The following is a 17,576-nucleotide window of genomic DNA, read 5'->3' on the forward strand; positions in this document are numbered from 1 at the left end:
CAATGGAGCTATACACCTGTTCTCGAATCGGGTCGAGACGTGTTGCCGCGTCAAAGAACGCGGATTTCGTCTTTAGAGCACATCCCGAAAAGTGTGAAACGGTTTTCGGATAAGATGCGCGCCAAAAAACCAAGGAAGAGGATTTACTCTTCCCCGCTTTCGATCTGTTTCAGGGTAGCGTCCGTTTCCTGCTGCGCCTGCTGACGCAAGCTCGCAGCCTCGGCGGGCGTGAAGCCGGCGCCAGTGCCTCTGGATGCCGCCAGACGCGTGCGGTCGGCATCAAGCTTGGTTGTAAGCTGCTGCTTTTCTTCTGCGGTGATCTGCGTGGTCGCAGCCTTCGGCATATGGCCGAATGTGGGGAAAACACCGGTGCGCGAAGCACCTTCCTGCGGCGTACCCTGAAACTCTTTTCCGCCCGCGCATGCCGTGAGCATCGCCGCCGCCGTTGCTGCCAGCAAAAGATTGGCGATCTGCCGCGTGCGATTGGTCATGTTTCTGTTCCCGGTTAATGCCGCATAAGGTGCCGTTGGCCACAACACCAGACAAAGATAAAGCAATTGCGAAGGGATAGCACCAAGTCGAGGCACCCTGTCAACAAGTGAGTGATGTAAATCGGAAATTCGCCTTGCCGTGAAGCCGGATCAGGGCTCGCAGACTATCGTGCGCGACGGATAGGAACGGCGAATGTAACCAATGGTTACATAAAGTAATATTTCGTTATTGTCGAATATTCCGCACGGACTGCGAAGTCTTTTAACTCTAAATGTGCATCAATAGTTGCGCTCGGCGATTAAAAAACTTAAAAATTGGTAACCAATTGCCAATCAGGTGATTTGTCCAATACAGCGAAATGACAGTCATAACTCTGAAGTGACCATCATAACACGCTGATATTTCTGAATTTCTTTCCCGGCACGAACAGTCGGGAGCTGTGGGGACGATAGCCATCAGGGATGATGTCAGCCTCGCACGGGAGAGCCGATCTCCCGAAACCAGGTAGGCCCGAATGGATTCGGGTCGCCAAACTGGTCAGGGAAATCGAGCTGGAGCAGACTGTTGAAATTTGCGCATTCTACACACCGGACCACCGGCAGGTTTCTTTCAGGCAGCGTGGCTTTGCTTGCGCTTCTTGTCGCGTCCTGCACGTCAACCGGTACAGGCCTTGACGGCAAACCGCTCCAGATGACCTCTGCAACCGGTGGCTCCATGATTGCGGACACATTGCAAAGTGCCGCCGATCAGACAGCTGCCGCAGAAGCGACGGCTGCAACTCCGTCGACAGAAGAGAAAAAGGCCGAAGCCAAGCCGGGCGAAACTAAACCCGCCACAGTGGCTGAAGCGACAAACACCAATAATAAAGAGCAGGCAAAACCGGTCGAGACTGCAACGGCCACGGAACAACAGCCCGCACAGGTAGCAGCCCTCGCCCCGCAGCAGCCGAAGAGTTCATCGCTTTTCGGCATGTTCGGTGGCAACAAGCCCGCTGAACCTGAACCTGCGCAAGCCGCAGAACAACCTGCGGCAGCCGCTCCAGCCGAAACCACGAAAAAGCAGCAGGAACCGGCAAAGGACGAAAAGCCTGCCGAAGCTGCAGAAACACAGCAAACCGCAGCGGCAAAACCTGCCGAAGCTGAAAAGCCCGTTCAGGTCGCTTCATTGTTCGGCTCCACGAAGAGCGCTTACGCCTCGCCGCAGCGCCCAACGGCTTCGCAAGGCAGCATATCCCGACTTTTCTCGGACGAATCGACCGGAAAACGCTCAGACAGAACCGAAAACAAGAAGCTTGCTGTCGCCAAACCGGTTTCGCCATCTGCGAAGCATGAATACAATTATTCGCTGCCGGGCGTGCGCCCCAATGGCGGCGTTGAAATCAAGCATCGCAACAGTCTTTATGACGATAGCGATATTGACGCGAACGAAGATGATGAATTTGCGAGCGTAACACTTGCTTCGGCTCCGGGTCTTGCCCGCCTTGCGCCCAATGGCCTGAAAGTACAAAGACAGACCGTCGATGTTGCCTGTCTCAAGCCGCAACTCGTATCCATGCTGAAAACCATGGAGCGGCATTTCCGCCGTCCGGTAATGGTAACTTCGGGCTATCGCAGCCCGTCCTATAACCGGAAAGTCAATGGTGCCCGCAAATCGCTCCATATGATCTGTGCAGCCGCAGATATTCAGATCGACGGCGTTTCCAAGTGGGAAGTCGCTCGCTTCGCCCGGTCCATGTCGGGACGTGGCGGCGTCGGCACCTATTGCCACACGACTTCGGTTCACGTCGACGTTGGGCCGGAACGCGACTGGAACTGGCGCTGCAAGGGCTAAAAAAGAGGCGTCCCAAGGATACACGGAAGCCGGATCATATGATCCGGCTTTTTCTTTTGTCTTTATATTCAAGGAAATAAGGAATCCACCCGCCGAAGTTTCCCCCATTTTTGCAGTACATTCGATTTTTTTCAGAAAAGTGTTTTTTGGGGCTTGCGAGTCAGAACCTTCCTGAATATAAGCCCACTCACACCAGCAGGCGCCCATCGTCTAGCGGTTAGGACAGCGCCCTTTCACGGCGCAGACAGGGGTTCGATTCCCCTTGGGCGTACCATTGCTGGTTTTTCTTTTCCCTTATAATTCAATCCATTAGCGCTTGATTGGCGCCGTTTCGTGCTGCCTGAACTTATTCACAGACAGGTGAAAAAAGGGGCTTGCATGTCAGAAATTTCCTGACTATAAGCGCCCCACACCAGCAGGCGCCCATCGTCTAGCGGTTAGGACAGCGCCCTTTCACGGCGCAGACAGGGGTTCGATTCCCCTTGGGCGTACCATTGCTGGTTTTTCTTTTCCTTTAGAATTGACGCAAATATTACTGGCTGAATTGCCAGGATGCTGTTACGCGCCGGGCTGCAACCTTTTCGAAAGGACAGCATAATGTCGAAAGCAACAGCAATCGTTCCCACCGCCCATGCCAGCCGCTACCTTCAGCAGCTCTGCAAACATTGGGCGCACAAATTCGCAGTCGAATTCACGCCGGAACACGGCACCATCGATCTCGGCGAGAATCGTCTCGTGATTCTCGATGCCGATGCGGAAAAACTGACCACAACGGTTGAAACCTCGGAAGAAAACCTCGCCCGCCTCGAAGAGGTCGTGGCAAGTCACGTCGTCCGCTTCGCTTTCCGCGAGGAACTCGTCTTCAATTGGGTAAAACAGTAACACAAGCGGGGCGGCGTTTACCCTATCTGTAAAAAGCCCGCAAATTGCCCGGAATAGCCATTATCGCATCACAATCCGGGCAAATTCTCCCGCGAAATTCTTCCCAACTTCGAACAAGTGATTTGATGGGGAAGAATAATGACAAGCGAAACAAGAACCACCCTCACCTTTCTCGGGGCCGGCCTCGTTGCAGCCGCAATGGTTCTCGGTGCGGATATGAGCTGGGCCGACGTCGTTAAGGCGCTGTTCTAGGCCAACTGCTCTCGTTCACTGACTAATTTCGCAACGTAATCAGAAAAGCCTTTCGCGCACGCGCCGAACTACTCTAAATCGGCACATGATTTTTCAAACACCTTTGGTTACCGGCAGGCTGGAACGCCGCTACAAAAGATTTCTGGCCGACGTCACACTTGACGATGGGCGTTTCATCACTGCTTCCGTGCCCAATACCGGCTCCATGCTCGGATTGACCGCTCCAGGTTCTCGCGTCTGGCTGAGTGTTTCGGATGCCCCTCACCGGAAATATGCCCATACGCTGCAGATTGTCGAAGCGGATAACACACTGGTCGGCGTGAACACCGGCTTGCCGAACAGGATCGCCGAAGAAGCAATCCTCAACGGTCTCATTCCTGACCTCGCAGGATATGCCAGCCTCAAGCGTGAACAGAAATATGGCCGCAACTCGCGCATCGACCTTTTATTGGATGACGGCCCGCGCCAGCGAGCCTATGTCGAGGTCAAGAATGTACACTTTATTCGCACGCTCGGATTGGCGGAATTCCCCGATACGGTGACGGCGCGAGGCGCAAAACATCTTGATGAACTCGTCGACGTTGTTGCCGCTGGTCATCGGGGCGTGATGCTGTTTATTATCCAGCGAAACGATTGCAGCAGATTCAGCATTTCGGGTGATCTCGACCCCACTTACGCACGCGCTTTTGAACGTGCGCGTGCAAACGGGGTTGAGGCTTGGGCCGTTCGGTGCCACATAACGGACAAAAGCATTGATGCCAGTAAGCTGGTGCCAATTGAGTAGATTAAGACGGATCGAGTGATGGTAACCTATATCGAAGCAACAAGCGCACCCATGAAATATACGGGCCAGATCAGGCTCTATGGCCCCGAGGCTTTCGAGGGTATGCGCACGGTCTGCAACCTGACGGCACGCTGTCTCGATGCCCTCAACGATATCGTCAAGCCGGGCGTGACCACCAATGAAATCGATCGCTTCGTGTTCGAGTTCGGCATGGATCACGGCGCGTTTCCGGCAACGTTGAACTATCGCGGCTACACGAAATCAACCTGCACGTCGATCAATCACGTCGTCTGCCATGGCATTCCGAACGAGAAGCCACTGCGCGAGGGTGATATCGTCAATATCGACGTGACTTATCTCCTTGATGGCTGGCACGGCGATTCAAGCCGCATGTATGCGGTAGGCGAAATCAAGCGCGCCGCTGAGCGGTTGCTTGAAGTCACCTATGAAAGCCTTCTGCGTGGGATTGCCGCCGTAAAGCCTGGCGTGAAAACCGGCGCTATCGGCGCCGCAATTCAGACTTTTGCCGAAGGCGAGCGCTGTTCCGTTGTGCGCGATTTCTGTGGTCACGGCGTGGGACAGCTGTTCCATGATGCGCCGAATATCCTCCATTACGGCACGCCGAATGAAGGTGTTGAGATCAAGGAAGGCATGATCTTCACGATCGAGCCGATGATCAATCTCGGCAAGCCGCACGTGAAGGTTCTCGCCGACGGCTGGACCGCGGTTACCAGAGACCGTTCGCTGACGGCACAATATGAACATACGGTGGGTGTTACGAAGGATGGCTGCGAGATATTTACACTCTCTCCGGCCAATGTCTTCGGCCCATCTTCCATGAGATAACAACGAAGAGATATAGTTCTCGGTAATTGTCTGGTCTGTTTTTGCGGGGGTTTAAACAGGATGGCAAAGAGCAAGAATGAGCCGGGTAACATTGAGTTGCCCGGTTTCAGTGATACACTTCAACTTACGCCGAAGATCGACAAACCGCATTATGCCGGGCATCGTGATCGTCTCAAACAGCGCTTTCGGGATACTCCCGATGCGCTGGCGGACTATGAACTGCTCGAAATGTTGTTGTTTCGCGCCATTCGCCGCGCCGACACCAAGCCGCTTGCCAAAGCTCTGCTGATGCGGTTCGGCTCGATTGCCGAAGTACTGGCCGCCCCCGAAAAGCTGATTGCCGAAGTTCCCGGCGCCGGTCCTACTGTGGCGCATGAACTCAAGCTTGTAGAGGCTGTCGCCAAGCGAAGTGCGCGCAGCACTGTCATGGAGCGCGAAGTACTCGGCTCTTGGAACAAGGTGATCGAATATTGCACCGCGGCCATGGCTTACGAGACCCGCGAGCAGTTCCGCATCCTGTTTCTCGACAAGAAGAACAAACTGATTGCCGACGAAGTCCAGCAGACGGGCACGGTGGACCACACGCCGGTCTATCCGCGCGAAGTGGTCAAACGGGCTCTGGAACTCTCCGCCACCGCCATTATTCTGGTCCACAACCATCCTTCCGGTGATCCCACACCATCGCGCGCCGACATCGATATGACCAAGCAGCTCGTCAACGCTGCCAAAGCACTCAACATCACGGTGCATGATCATGTCATCGTCGGAAAGCACGGCCATGCCAGCTTCCGTGGACTGGGATTGATCTAACAAAAATTTCCGCATCCAGCAGTTACCGATTGTTAAGCATAGCGCGAAGAATGGTTGCGCATTGCATGGAAATCGCTCGAATTTTCTTAAATTTGGACACAATCAGAGGTGAGACGAGAGCCAGTTCGAAGGCACGGCCTTTCGATGGGTATAATGAATTCAGGCATGTTTCCCGCCAACGTTTCCAGACGGGAAAATCGGAGTAAAAAATGTTGAAGCGTTCTATCACCGCAGTGGCGCTTGGCGCCGCAATCGTTGCTTTTGCAGGTTCGGCTTTCGCTGCCGACATGATGGGAGCAACCGACTATTCCTATAATGATCCTGTCGCCGCAGGCCCGCATGACTGGTCCGGCAACTATATCGGCGCACAGGTTGGCGCTTCTTCGTCCAGGGTTCCCGGTCCTTTCACCAACCGCACTGGTGCTCTTGGCGGCGTTGTCGTGGGCAAAAACATGCAGAGCGGCAATGTCGTGTTTGGCGGAGAACTCGAAGGAAACTTCGCCGAAGCCGAACATCGCATCGGCAATGGCGGCAGCCTTCAGCAGTCATGGAACGGCAATGCCAAGGGCAAGGTCGGCTATGCTTTCGACAAGACGCTCGTTTACGGCACGGCTGGCTACGGCGTGACCCGCTTCAAGGCCAAGGACAACACCACCTCGGCTCCGGGCTGGGAAGGTGGCGCACTGGTTGGCGCTGGTGTTGAACAGGCCCTGAGCGGCCCGCTTTCCGTAAAGGCCGAATATGACTTCCAGCGCTTTAACGATGTGAAGTCCCGTGTCAACGGCGTGGAACAGCGCAACAATCTGAAGAACCATTCGATCAAGGCCGGTCTGAACTACAAGTTCTAGGCCTCGCGATCCGATGCGAAACTTCATTCTGTTTTTGCATCAAGCAATTCTGCATTTGCACAAAGGGCTGCGTTTCATAGCGCAGCCCTTTCGTTTTGCATAAATTTATCTTCATTTCGCAGTCTGACTACGTCATTCGATGGCTTGACTCCGACAGGCACTAACCGATTATAAATTGGTAGTGGAAGTGCGGGGAACAATAAGAGCGAAAAGCTCAACCACCATATCGGGAGGTTATCTTACCTTGCCGTGTTGTTTCCTCGCGCCTGAACACTTGGATATGTGGCTCTGCTGTCGCAGACCATGCAGTCAGGAATGAAAGAATGCAGCGCGTTTTTGACGGACACAACGATGTCCTTCTGCGGCTTTGGGAAAATGCCCGCAAGGGCCAAGACCCGATCAAGGAATTTATCGACGGGACGGATATCGGCCATATCGATCTGCCCCGTTCGCGCAAGGGCGGTCTCGCCGGTGGCATATGCGCCATCTACATACCTTCGGGCGAGCATATCGAACTGGGCAAGCCTGATGCCAATGGCCACTACGAAACGCCGCTTTCAGTGCCGCTGGAACGTAGCCCCTCCCTCGACATCGCTCTCGAAATCGCAGCCATCGCGTTGAAGCTGGAAGCTGCCGGGGGCTGGAAGCTCTGCCGCAACGGTCGTGAACTCGACGAAACGCTGAACAGCGACACATTCGCCGCCGTGCTGCACATGGAAGGCTGCGAAGCCATCGATGCCGATCTGGCTGCTCTTGAGGTCTTTTATGCTGCCGGCTTGCGTTCGCTCGGACCGGTCTGGAGCCGCAACAACGTTTTCGCTCACGGTGTTCCATTCGCCTATCCGATGAGCCCCGATACTGGCCCGGGCTTGACCGATGCAGGCAAGCGCCTGGTCAAAGCGTGCAACACCAAGGGCATTCTGATCGACCTGGCGCATATCACCGAAAAAGGTTTCTGGGATGTGGCCAAACTGAGCGATCAGCCGCTGGTCGCCAGCCATTCCAACGCACACGCCCTCACTCCTGTCGCCCGCAACCTGACCGACCGTCAGCTTGATGCGATCCGCGAGAGCAAGGGTCTTGCCGGACTGAACTACGCCACGACGATGCTGCGCGCGGACGGTAAGGAAGACGCCAACACGCCGCTGTCCGATGTAGTTCGCCACGTGGATTACATGGTTGAACGCATGGGCATCGACTGCGTAGCGCTCGGTTCGGACTATGACGGCGCAACAATTCCAGCCGAAATTGGCGATGCCGCAGGCACGCAAAACCTTGTCGATGCACTGCGAAAAGCGGGCTATAGTGAACAAGAGCTAGCAAAACTTTGCCAGGACAATTGGGTACGGGTTCTGAAACAGGCTTGGCACGAAGCGGCCTGATCTGGTGCGCATCCCGAAAAGTGTGAAATGGTTTTCGGAATAAGATGCGCGAAAAAACAAAGACAAAATCCCAAACAAAATCATAGGAAGGGGACTCTCAACATGATGCATTTCGGACGTTTTCGTATTCTGGCTGCGGGTGCAGCACTTGCCGCGGTACTGGCCGCAAATCCAGCCTGGTCGGCCACGCCAGCCGACACACTGGTTCAGGCATGGGCCATCGATGACACGATCACGCTGGACCCGGCAGAATCCTTCGAACTGAGCCCGGCCGAATTCATCGGCAACGCTTATGACATGCTCGTTCGCCTCGATATCAACGACACGTCGAAAGTCATACCGGGCGTCGCTGAAAGCTGGACCGTTTCTGACGATGGTCTCACCTATACGTTCAAGCTGAAGAAGGACATCAAGTTCGCCTCCGGCAACCCGATAACGTCTGCCGACGTGGCTTATTCTTTCGAACGCGCTGTGCGTCTCGACAAGAGCCCGGCTTTCATCCTGACCCAGTTCGGCCTGACCAAGGATAACGTCAACGAAAAGGCGAAAGCCGTAGACGATACTACCTTCGTCTTCACCGTCGACAAGCCATATGCACCAAGCTTCGTGCTGAACTGCCTGACCGCGACCGTGGCCGCAATCGTCGACAAGAAGCTCCTCGAAGAGCATGCCGCAAAGGTCACGCCGACCGACGATTACAAATACGACACCGACTATGCCAACGCATGGCTGAAGACCAAGTCGGCAGGCTCGGGCCCGTTCACGATCCGCGAATGGCGCGCCAATGAAGTCGTCATTCTGGAACGCAACGACAATTTCTACGGCGAAAAGGCAAAGCTCAAGCGCGTTTTCTATCGTCACGTCAAGGAAAGCGCGACGCAGCGCCTGATGCTTGAATCCGGCGACGTCGATGTGGCGCGCAATCTGGAACCGGGCGACTATGAAGCCGTTCTGAAGAACGACAAGCTGACGACCGCCAGCGCTGCCAAGGGCACGGTCTATTACATCAGCCTCAACCAGAAGAACGAAAACCTGGCCAAGCCGGAAGTTCGCGAAGCGTTCAAATATCTGGTCGATTATGATGCAATCGGTTCAACCCTCATCAAGGGCATCGGTGAAATCCGTCAGACCTATCAGGCAAAGGGCGTTCTTGGTTCTCTCGATGCTGCACCCTACAAGCTCGACGTAGCCAAGGCGAAGGAACTGCTCGCCAAGGCAGGCCTGAAGGATGGTCTATCGGTCACGTTCGACGTCCGTAACGGCCAACCGGTCACCGGCATTGCCGAATCCTTCCAGCAGACCGCTGCTCAGGCTGGCGTGAAGATCGAAATCATCCCCGGCGACGGCAAGCAGACACTGACCAAGTATCGTGCCCGTAACCACGACATGTATATTGGCCAGTGGGGCATGGACTATTGGGATCCGAATTCCAATGCCGAAGCTTTCACCAGCAACCCGGATAACAGCGACGACGCATCGACCAAAACGCTTGCATGGCGCAACGCCTGGGACATTCCTGAGCTGACCAAGCAGACGCAGGCAGCTCTTCTGGAACGCGATAACGACAAGCGTGCTGAACAGTACAAGAAGCTTCAGCAGGAAGCTCTCGACCAGAGCCCGTTCGTCATGCTGTTCCAGCAGGTTGAAGTTGCAGGTATCGCCGGCAACGTGAAGGGCTACAAGCTCGGCCCGACATTCGACTCCAATTTCCTGGCGCCCATCAGCAAGGAATAGTTGGCTGCGCCTCAGCGCATGAAAGCTTTTCATGCGCTGAATCGGCTTAAAAACAAAAGGATGGAGCGGTTTTCTGAATCAAAACGGAAAGCCGCTCCAGAGCATTTCCAGCGAACCGGTTTCGCTCCCGGAAATGCGTCACAACAGGAAATGGAACGGCTCATCGAAACCGTTCTAGGGCTTTTCAAGCAAAGATGACTGAGGCTTCAGACCAGAACCTGTTCTGAAATGCTCTCATTGTCGGAAGCGGTCAAAACATTGAGCAACACTGGAACCACCAAAAAGGTAAGGCGAGCGCCACGGCGTTCAACGGTCCTTGCCGCGTCGTTAGCCAGTTTTCTGGTCATCGTCGTCACGACCTATCTGGGCCTTCTGGCCGTCACATTCTTTATCGGCCGTGTGGTGCCGATCGACCCTGTGCTTGCCATCGTCGGCGACCGCGCTCCTGCGCATGTCGTGGCGCGCGTGCGGGAAGAAATGGGCTTTAACCTGCCCTATTACCAGCAGTTCTATCTTTACGTTAAGGGTGTGCTACAGGGCGATTTTGGCACTTCGGTACTGACGACCAATCCGGTCATGACCGACATTCGCCGCGTTTTCCCCGCGACCATGGAACTCGCTACCGTCGGCACCATCATCGGCGCTTTGTTCGGCATTCCGCTCGGCGTTCTCGCCGCCGTGAAGCGTGGTAGCCTCGTCGACCAGATTGTGCGCGTGATCGGCCTCGTTGGCTATTCGGTGCCGATCTTCTGGCTCGGTATGCTGGCACTTCTGATCTTCTATGCGCGGCTCGGCTGGACCTCGGGTCCCGGACGTATCGACATCACATTCGAATACACGTTCACGCCGATCACCGGTTTCTACCTGATCGACGCGATCATCCAGCGCGACTGGCCAGCTCTCAAGGATATCGTCTCCCACCTTATCCTGCCGTCGGCTTTGCTCGGCTATTTCTCCTTGGCCTATATCAGCCGCATGACCCGTTCCTTCATGCTCAACGAGCTGGAACAGGAATATATCGTTGCTGCTCGTGCCAAGGGTATTTCGGAAACCCGCATCATCTGGGGCCATGCGCTGCGCAATGCCGCCGTCCCGCTCGTGACAGTGATTGCGCTTTCCTATGCCGGACTTCTGGAAGGTTCGGTTCTGACCGAAACCATCTTCTCCTGGCCCGGCCTCGGACTCTATATCACCAATTCCCTCCAAAACGCTGATATGAATGCCGTTCTCGGTGGCACTATCGTTATCGGGTCGGTCTTTATCGCGCTCAACCTCGTGTCCGATCTTCTCTATCGGGTTCTCGATCCAAGGACGCGCGTACGATGAGCCAAATGACAGATACTTCCAACCTCTCATGGCGTGAATGGCTGCTTACCGAGCGGCCACAATCACGCACGCAAGCCCGTCTCGGCCGGGCCTATATGGTCTGGCGGCGTTTCACCGCCAACAAGCTGGCGGTTCTCGGCCTCCTGATCATCATCGGATTGCTCGTCGTTGCAGCGCTGGCCGATGTGCTGGCGCCGCATTCGCCGGTTATCGGCGATCTGGCCAATGCCCGCCTGCTGCCGCCGGGAACACCCGGCTATCTGCTCGGCACCGACGATCAGGGCCGCGATATTCTTTCGCGTCTGATCTATGGCTCCCGCCTCACTCTCTATGTGGTGTTGCTGGTCGCCATCATCGCCGCGCCTATCGGCCTTCTGGTTGGTACTGTCGCCGGTTATGCCGGCGGCTGGGTCGATGCCGTACTGATGCGCATCACCGATATCTTCCTTGCCTTCCCGAAGCTCATTCTCGCGCTGGCCTTCGTTGCTGCTCTCGGACCCGGCATCGAAAATGCCATCATCGCCATCGCGATCACCTCATGGCCACCCTATGCGCGTATTGCGCGCGCGGAAACGCTCACGGTGCGCAACTCGGATTATATCTCCGCTGTTCGCCTGATGGGCGCTTCGCCGATCCGTATCGTCGTGCGCCACATCATGCCGCTCTGCACATCTTCGCTGATCGTGCGTGTGACGCTCGACATGGCAGGCATCATCCTGACGGCAGCGGGCCTCGGCTTCCTCGGCCTCGGCGCTCAGCCGCCATTGCCTGAATGGGGCGCGATGATCGCTTCCGGTCGCCGCTTCATTCTCGACCAGTGGTGGGTTGCAGCCATGCCGGGTATTGCGATCCTGATCGTCAGCCTTGGCTTCAATCTTCTGGGCGATGGCCTGCGCGATGCGCTCGATCCGCGGGGTAACAATCAATGAAGCCTCTTCTCACTGTTGAAGACCTGCGCGTCACCTTCCCGACGCGCACAGGCGCAATCGAGGCCGTGCGCGGTGTCAGCTTCGAGCTTGGCCGCGAGCGTCTCGGTATTGTTGGCGAATCCGGTTCTGGCAAATCCCAGACCGGCCGCGCCATCATGGGGCTTACCCCGCTCCATGCGAAGATCACCGCCAGAAAACTCGAGTTCGATGGCATCGACCTTCTAAACGCGTCGGCCCGTGAACGCCGCGCCTTGCGCGGTGGCCGCATAGCCATGGTGTTGCAGGACCCGAAATATTCGCTCAACCCTGTCATGACCATCGGCAAGCAGATCGCCGAAACGCTGAAGGCCCATGGCAAATTCAGCAGCGATGAAATCCGCAAGCGCTCAATCGCCATGCTCGAAGCCGTGCAGATTCGCGATGCTGAACGCGTCATGAGCCTTTATCCGCACGAAGTTTCGGGCGGTATGGGCCAGCGCGTCATGATCGCCATGATGCTGGTCGCCGAGCCGGAAATGCTGATCGCCGACGAACCAACTTCGGCCCTCGACGTGACGGTTCAGCTTGAAGTGCTCGGCATTCTGGACAAGCTGGTTGCCGAACGCGGCATGGGGCTGATCTTCGTCAGCCACGACCTGCGCCTCGTTTCTTCATTCTGCGACCGCGTTATCGTCATGTATGCGGGCAAGATCGTGGAGGAAATTGCGGCGAAGGACCTCGCCAATGCGAAACATCCCTATACGCAAGGATTGCTGAACTGCATGCCGAAAATCGGAGCCGATCGCCATCCCCTGCCAACCTTGCAGCGCGAGGAGGCTTGGAAGCTATGACAGGGGAAACTATGAGCACGGCATCTGCACTGAGCGTCGACAATATCGACGTCTATTTCGACCATTTCCATGCGCTGAAATCGGTGAGCATCGACGTAGCGCGCGGCGAATCCTACGGCCTCGTGGGTGAATCCGGTTCCGGCAAGTCGACCCTGCTACGTGCCGTTGCAGGACTGGCACCCGTTGAAGACGGCGAAATCCGCATAGACGGGCAATTGCTGAAGACGCCGCGCGACAAGGCATTCTATCGCAATGTCCAGATGGTGTTTCAGGACCCTTACGGCTCGCTGCATCCCCGGCAAACGGTGGACCGGCTGCTGCTGGAACCGCTTGCCATCCACGGCGTCGGCGACACCGAACAGCGCATCGTGAAGGCGCTCGATGAAGTCGGCCTCGGTTCCGGCTTCCGCTTTCGCTATCCGCACCAGCTTTCAGGCGGCCAGCGCCAGCGTATTGCCATTGCCCGCGCCCTGATCGTTGAGCCCAGCATATTGCTGCTCGATGAGCCGACCTCGGCGCTCGATGCATCGGTTCAGGCGGAAGTGCTGAATCTGCTGGAGCAGGTTCGGCGTGACCGCAACCTGACCTTCGTCATGGTCAGCCACGATCTTGGCGTTGTGACCCATATGTGCGACCGGCTTGCTGTCATGCGTAATGGAGAGGTCGTGGAACAGCTGCAGGCAGACGATCTTGTTAGCGGCAATATCCATGCCGACTATACGAAGAACCTGATGCAGGCCAGCGAAGGCTTCCGCAGGTAATGCAAAAACTTGTCTCCCAAAAGTGGTAATCGGTTTGGGGGATAAAGACATGCAAAAAACAAAGGGGACCTGCCGGTCCCCTTTTTCATTGCATCAATCGTCGGATGCCTTGCGCGGTGTGTCGCCATCCTGCCCGCGCCGCCAATAGGCGACAATAAGCTGGCGATCCTTCGCAACATTACGTTCCTTGCGCATATAGGTGCGGATCGACCGGAATGCGTTGAACTCGCAACCGGCCCAGACGTAAATGTCTTCCTCGTCTTCCGGTAGTTCGACTGCGCGGACCGCATCCTGCAACAATGTCGTCGTTCCGGCTTCCGCACCGTCACGGTTCAGCCACTGCAGATCGACATCGGCACGAGAGACAAGTTCCTGCTCTTCCGAAGCACTGCCGATCTCGACGCGCACGACCGCCTTGGTCCCTTCCGGCAGACGCTCCAGAATGCGCCCGATGGCAGGTAGCGCGGTTTCGTCACCCGCAAGCAGATACCACTTCGCATCGCCCGCATCGCCACCGCCCGGCCCCGTCATCCCGACAATATCGCCCGGCTTGGCGCTGACAGCCCAGCCGGAACCCGGCGCGTCGCAATCATCGCCATGGACGACCATATCGATATCCACCCAGCCGGCTACGCTATCGATGTTGCGGATCGTATAGACACGTGTGGCAAGCTTGGCTTCGCCATCCGGCCAGACAGGACGGCCATCTTCGCCGGTTGTGGGCCATTGCGGTTTGGCAAGACCTTCCGGCGGAAACAGCAGGCGGATATGAAGACCCAACTGCGAGAAGCGGAACAGGTTGTCGCCCTTCAGACGAATACGACGCATATGCGGCGTTACGTTCGATACTGCAACGACCTGCATCTCGCGGAAGTAAGGCAGCGGCAACCCGGCGGCCCCATCACCTTCCCAGATGATTTTCGGTTTGGCGCTGCCCTTGTCGAGAAATTCCAGCACATGCTCGGCGATGGAATATTTCATATAGGCAAGACCGGTTTCGTCCTCGCTTTTGACGTCGACGCTAACCGTTTCATCATCCCATTGCACATCAGCCTGACCGAAGCTCAGCACCAGCTTGGCCGTGCTGCCCTGCCGATGCACGTCGGCATGCTCGACAAAATGATCGAGGAGCTGATTGACCACATGACCGGCATTTGTGAGCGCAAAGCGGGTATTGGCGTTGAGTTCGGACATGCCCCGTCCTCCTTTGGGAAACAATTTCCCCAGCCTTACCCGAATATAACATGACTATTCAAGTCATCATTTCGATTTGAACCCGCAATAAATTGTGACGGGCAGTGCCTGTCGCCAGACATCGAAAGAGCCAAGTGCACCCGCTTGCGCAACGCCAAGACGCGTCAATTCTCCGCCGAATTTCTCACGCCAGTTGAAAAGCAGCATCTCGCTTTGCAAGGTCACTGCATTCGCGACAAGCCTGCCACCCGGTTTCAGCGCGTTCCAGCAGGCTTCCAGAACGCCGTCATCCGTTACACCGCCGCCGATGAAGATCGCATCCGGCGCTTCCAGCCCTTCCAGTGCACAGGGCGCCCCGCCCTTGACCAACTGCAATCCGGGGACACCCAATGCCGCGCGATTTCGCTCGATCATCCCCTGCCGCTGTTCGTCCGCTTCTATGGCAATCGTGCGACATGAAGGATGAACACGCATCCATTCAATGCCGATCGATCCGCAACCGGCGCCGACATCCCAAAGCAATTGACGCGGCAATGGCTGCAATCGCGATAGAGTGACAGCACGAACGTCGCGCTTGGTCAGTTGTCCGTCATTCTCAAACGCTTCATCGGGCAGACCCGCGACGGGAGAAAACACGCGCGCATCCGGCGCAGCAACACATTCAATCGCCAGTACATTGAGATCGGCGCATCGCTCATGGGACCAGTTTTCGGCGGAACCCTGAACCCGGCCTTCCTTTGGCCCGCCAATATGTTCAAGCACCGTCATCAGGCTTTGGCCAAACCCTTGTCCTTGAGCATTGCCGCGGCTTTTGCTGGCGTCGAACCATCATTGCTGAGCACGAGAAGTTTCTCGCCGGGCAGAATGTGCGGGAGCAAAAGTTCGAACGGGCGACCGTGCACGCTAACAGACCGCACATCCTGAAGAGGCCAGCCCATGCGCGCAGCGGCGAGTGAAAGAGAGGACGGATAGGCAAGAACAAGCATTTCCTCTGGCGAGAAATGCCGGGACAAAGTCGCTCCCACACCAAAAAACATTGGATCGCCGCTTGCCAGCACAACCACCGGCTGGCCGCGATACGCCTCAATCATCACGAAAGCTTCGTCGAATGGAGATGGCCAGGCTACGCGCTCGGCTTTGATATCGCCACTCAGAAAGTCCAAATGGCGCTTGCCGCCGAAAATGACCGCAGCAGAGTTGAGCGCGGCGAGCGCGGTTTTCCCAAGCCCGTCAAACCCATCCTCACCGATTCCGATCACTGTCAGCCAGCGTGCCATGCGCGATGCTCCTTTTCCCTGTTCGTATGGCGGGGCAGTAGCAAGTGCAAGCGGCAAGGCGTATAAGGCTGAAATGTCGAGCCAGCAAATCACTCAGTCGCGGCAAGCCCAACCCGACAGGCGCAACGCCTGCCCCGGTCTTTCGCGTATGGTTATGGCCAGGGATGGGGCTATTGCCCGTATCAAACTGAGGCTTGGTCGCCTGTCAGCTGATCAGGCGCGTTCAATTGCAGCAATAGCCGAACGTTTCGATGCAGGCGCGATAGAGCTGTCGATTCGCTCCAATATCCAGTTGCGCGGTATTACGCCCAGACATTGGAACGATGCCGTCGCGGCACTTCACGAGGCTGGCCTTGGCGCCGACAATCCCGGTGCGGATGATATTCGCAATGTGATGGTCAGCCCCACCGCTGGCATTGACCGGGGCCAGATATGCGACGTCACCGGACTGGCATCGTCTGTGCTGGACATGCTGCAGGCGAATGAGGCTTTTTATGCCCTGTCGCCGAAATTCTCGCTGCAGATCGACGGCGGCGAAAACTGCGCGATGATTTCTCATCCGGGTGACATCTGGCTTTCGGCGATAGACGGCGAAACCTTTGCTTTTGGCCTTGCTTCGTCTCCCGACAGGGAAGCGCTGGGGGCCGTAGACGCGCAGCATGCCCTGCCCTTCATCGAAACGATGCTGCGTCGTTTTTTACGCCATGCCAGCTTTGCGCGGATGAAACATCTGTTTGAAGCCATCCCAGCATCAGAGTTTGTGGCAGGTCTGAGCCGGGAATTGTCGTTCCCGATTCATCCCGCAACCGGCTGGAAGCGCAAGGCACCGATGCCATTTTCGCATCTTGGCAACAACCAGCAGTCTGACGGTTCATTTTATGTCGGCGCCGTGCCGCTCCTGGGACGCCTGACATCGGCGCAACTAGCAGGTCTGGCAGATCTCTCCGACAGCGGAAGGCGTGGACTGCGTCTGACGCCGTGGCAAGGCGTTATCCTGCCTTATGCAGGCGAAACCCAGATTGGTGAACTAACCGAAAAACTTCGTTCGCTTGACCTCGAAACGACAGCCGAAGCCCCACATGCGCGGCTTCGTGCCTGTTCGGGATCAAATGGCTGCGTCTCCGCACTCGCCGACACACAGACAGACGGTAAAAGGCTGGCAACATATCTGGCGCCGGGAAAATCATCCGTGCACATCACGGGATGCGCCAAGTCATGCGCAGCACTTGCACCTTTGCCGCACACGCTTCTGGCGCGCTCGACAGGTCGCTACGATCTTTATGCGCAAGAGACGTTTCCGCAAGACGGGGCTGGACCATCGCGCTTTGGACGGCTATTGGCGACTGATATCACCATTGACGAAGCGGCGTGCCTTCTGAACGCCCGACACTGATTAGAG

Annotated in this window: 15 protein-coding genes, 2 tRNA genes and 1 pseudogene; 15 read left to right on the forward strand and 3 right to left on the reverse strand. The window is 56.4% G+C overall.

The window, feature by feature from the left end; all coding sequences use genetic code 11:
• Positions 1 to 143: 143 nt before the first annotated feature.
• The gene (locus LJ361_RS16830; RefSeq protein WP_010659876.1) at positions 144 to 491 is read right to left on the reverse strand and encodes a hypothetical protein; all 348 of its coding nucleotides are present in this window, start codon (positions 489 to 491) and stop codon (positions 144 to 146) included.
• Between the two features lie 565 nt (positions 492 to 1,056).
• On the opposite strand from LJ361_RS16830, the gene LJ361_RS16835 reads away from it, so the two are divergent.
• The 14 genes from LJ361_RS16835 (at position 1,057) to LJ361_RS16900 (ending at position 13,706) form a co-directional block, all read left to right on the forward strand.
• Positions 1,057 to 2,322: a YcbK family protein gene (locus LJ361_RS16835; protein WP_010659875.1), complete on the forward strand. Its 1,266-nt coding sequence runs from the start codon at positions 1,057 to 1,059 to the stop codon at positions 2,320 to 2,322.
• 199 nt (positions 2,323 to 2,521) lie between these two features.
• A tRNA-Glu gene (locus LJ361_RS16840) sits at positions 2,522 to 2,596 on the forward strand.
• A 145-nt stretch (positions 2,597 to 2,741) separates the two neighbouring features.
• Positions 2,742 to 2,816: transfer RNA gene (locus LJ361_RS16845), tRNA-Glu, on the forward strand.
• Between the two features lie 103 nt (positions 2,817 to 2,919).
• The gene (locus tag LJ361_RS16850; RefSeq protein ID WP_010659874.1) at positions 2,920 to 3,204 is read left to right on the forward strand and encodes a DUF2218 domain-containing protein; all 285 of its coding nucleotides are present in this window, start codon (positions 2,920 to 2,922) and stop codon (positions 3,202 to 3,204) included.
• Positions 3,205 to 3,541: 337 nt separating this feature from the next.
• Positions 3,542 to 4,240: a DNA/RNA nuclease SfsA gene (gene sfsA, locus LJ361_RS16855; RefSeq protein ID WP_010659872.1), complete on the forward strand. Its 699-nt coding sequence runs from the start codon at positions 3,542 to 3,544 to the stop codon at positions 4,238 to 4,240.
• A gap of 18 nt (positions 4,241 to 4,258) precedes the next feature.
• Positions 4,259 to 5,086, forward strand: a complete 828-nt coding sequence (map, locus tag LJ361_RS16860) for a type I methionyl aminopeptidase (RefSeq protein ID WP_010659871.1) — start codon at positions 4,259 to 4,261, stop codon at positions 5,084 to 5,086.
• 60 nt (positions 5,087 to 5,146) lie between these two features.
• Positions 5,147 to 5,896, forward strand: coding sequence for a RadC family protein (radC, locus tag LJ361_RS16865; protein ID WP_010659870.1), 750 nt, complete (start codon positions 5,147 to 5,149; stop codon positions 5,894 to 5,896).
• A 209-nt stretch (positions 5,897 to 6,105) separates the two neighbouring features.
• Positions 6,106 to 6,744, forward strand: a complete 639-nt coding sequence (locus LJ361_RS16870; protein WP_010659869.1) for an outer membrane protein — start codon at positions 6,106 to 6,108, stop codon at positions 6,742 to 6,744.
• A 323-nt stretch (positions 6,745 to 7,067) separates the two neighbouring features.
• The gene (locus LJ361_RS16875) at positions 7,068 to 8,126 is read left to right on the forward strand and encodes a dipeptidase (protein WP_029928876.1); all 1,059 of its coding nucleotides are present in this window, start codon (positions 7,068 to 7,070) and stop codon (positions 8,124 to 8,126) included.
• Positions 8,127 to 8,228: 102 nt separating this feature from the next.
• Complete coding sequence (locus LJ361_RS16880; protein ID WP_010659867.1) at positions 8,229 to 9,860, forward strand: ABC transporter substrate-binding protein; 1,632 nt, start codon at positions 8,229 to 8,231, stop codon at positions 9,858 to 9,860.
• A gap of 228 nt (positions 9,861 to 10,088) precedes the next feature.
• Positions 10,089 to 11,186 carry an ABC transporter permease gene (locus tag LJ361_RS16885; protein ID WP_373418737.1) on the forward strand — a complete coding sequence of 366 codons (1,098 nt, stop codon included), beginning with the start codon at positions 10,089 to 10,091 and terminating at the stop codon, positions 11,184 to 11,186.
• Complete coding sequence (locus LJ361_RS16890; protein ID WP_010659865.1) at positions 11,183 to 12,115, forward strand: ABC transporter permease; 933 nt, start codon at positions 11,183 to 11,185, stop codon at positions 12,113 to 12,115. The genes LJ361_RS16885 and LJ361_RS16890 overlap by 4 nt, the downstream gene beginning before the upstream one ends.
• Entirely contained in the window at positions 12,112 to 12,945 is an 834-nt protein-coding gene (locus tag LJ361_RS16895) for an ABC transporter ATP-binding protein (protein WP_010659864.1), read from the forward strand. The genes LJ361_RS16890 and LJ361_RS16895 overlap by 4 nt, the downstream gene beginning before the upstream one ends.
• A gap of 11 nt (positions 12,946 to 12,956) precedes the next feature.
• Positions 12,957 to 13,706 carry an ABC transporter ATP-binding protein gene (locus LJ361_RS16900; protein WP_029928879.1) on the forward strand — a complete coding sequence of 250 codons (750 nt, stop codon included), beginning with the start codon at positions 12,957 to 12,959 and terminating at the stop codon, positions 13,704 to 13,706.
• Between the two features lie 93 nt (positions 13,707 to 13,799).
• Here LJ361_RS16900 and LJ361_RS16905 read toward each other — a convergent pair whose 3' ends face one another.
• Positions 13,800 to 14,900 (reverse strand): siderophore-interacting protein, encoded by a 1,101-nt coding sequence (locus LJ361_RS16905; RefSeq protein ID WP_010659862.1) that lies wholly within the window; start codon positions 14,898 to 14,900, stop codon positions 13,800 to 13,802.
• A 66-nt stretch (positions 14,901 to 14,966) separates the two neighbouring features.
• A pseudogene (cbiE, locus tag LJ361_RS16910) lies at positions 14,967 to 16,177 on the reverse strand (precorrin-6y C5,15-methyltransferase (decarboxylating) subunit CbiE).
• Between the two features lie 73 nt (positions 16,178 to 16,250).
• Here cbiE and cobG point away from each other — a divergent pair.
• Complete coding sequence (gene cobG / locus LJ361_RS16915; protein WP_029376084.1) at positions 16,251 to 17,570, forward strand: precorrin-3B synthase; 1,320 nt, start codon at positions 16,251 to 16,253, stop codon at positions 17,568 to 17,570.
• The last annotated feature ends 6 nt before the right edge of the window (positions 17,571 to 17,576 follow it).

Source organism: Brucella sp. JSBI001 (assembly GCF_026014005.1).
Classification (GTDB): Bacteria; Pseudomonadota; Alphaproteobacteria; order Rhizobiales; family Rhizobiaceae; genus Brucella; species Brucella anthropi.

What these genes read in the sequence shown, in the direction of transcription:
- LJ361_RS16870 (WP_010659869.1), top strand. Translation starts at nt 6,106, where the DNA reads ATGTTGAAGCGTTCTATCACCGCAGTGGCGCTTGGCGCCGCAATCGTT.
- LJ361_RS16875 (WP_029928876.1), top strand. Translation starts at nt 7,068, where the DNA reads ATGCAGCGCGTTTTTGACGGACACAACGATGTCCTTCTGCGGCTTTGG.
- LJ361_RS16905 (WP_010659862.1), bottom strand. Translation starts at nt 14,900, where the DNA reads ATGTCCGAACTCAACGCCAATACCCGCTTTGCGCTCACAAATGCCGGT.
- radC (WP_010659870.1), top strand. Translation starts at nt 5,147, where the DNA reads ATGGCAAAGAGCAAGAATGAGCCGGGTAACATTGAGTTGCCCGGTTTC.
- cobG (WP_029376084.1), top strand. Translation starts at nt 16,251, where the DNA reads ATGTCGAGCCAGCAAATCACTCAGTCGCGGCAAGCCCAACCCGACAGG.
- LJ361_RS16880 (WP_010659867.1), top strand. Translation starts at nt 8,229, where the DNA reads ATGATGCATTTCGGACGTTTTCGTATTCTGGCTGCGGGTGCAGCACTT.
- LJ361_RS16885 (WP_373418737.1), top strand. Translation starts at nt 10,089, where the DNA reads ATGCTCTCATTGTCGGAAGCGGTCAAAACATTGAGCAACACTGGAACC.
- LJ361_RS16890 (WP_010659865.1), top strand. Translation starts at nt 11,183, where the DNA reads ATGAGCCAAATGACAGATACTTCCAACCTCTCATGGCGTGAATGGCTG.
- sfsA (WP_010659872.1), top strand. Translation starts at nt 3,542, where the DNA reads ATGATTTTTCAAACACCTTTGGTTACCGGCAGGCTGGAACGCCGCTAC.
- LJ361_RS16895 (WP_010659864.1), top strand. Translation starts at nt 12,112, where the DNA reads ATGAAGCCTCTTCTCACTGTTGAAGACCTGCGCGTCACCTTCCCGACG.
- LJ361_RS16850 (WP_010659874.1), top strand. Translation starts at nt 2,920, where the DNA reads ATGTCGAAAGCAACAGCAATCGTTCCCACCGCCCATGCCAGCCGCTAC.
- map (WP_010659871.1), top strand. Translation starts at nt 4,259, where the DNA reads ATGGTAACCTATATCGAAGCAACAAGCGCACCCATGAAATATACGGGC.
- LJ361_RS16900 (WP_029928879.1), top strand. Translation starts at nt 12,957, where the DNA reads ATGAGCACGGCATCTGCACTGAGCGTCGACAATATCGACGTCTATTTC.
- LJ361_RS16830 (WP_010659876.1), bottom strand. Translation starts at nt 491, where the DNA reads ATGACCAATCGCACGCGGCAGATCGCCAATCTTTTGCTGGCAGCAACG.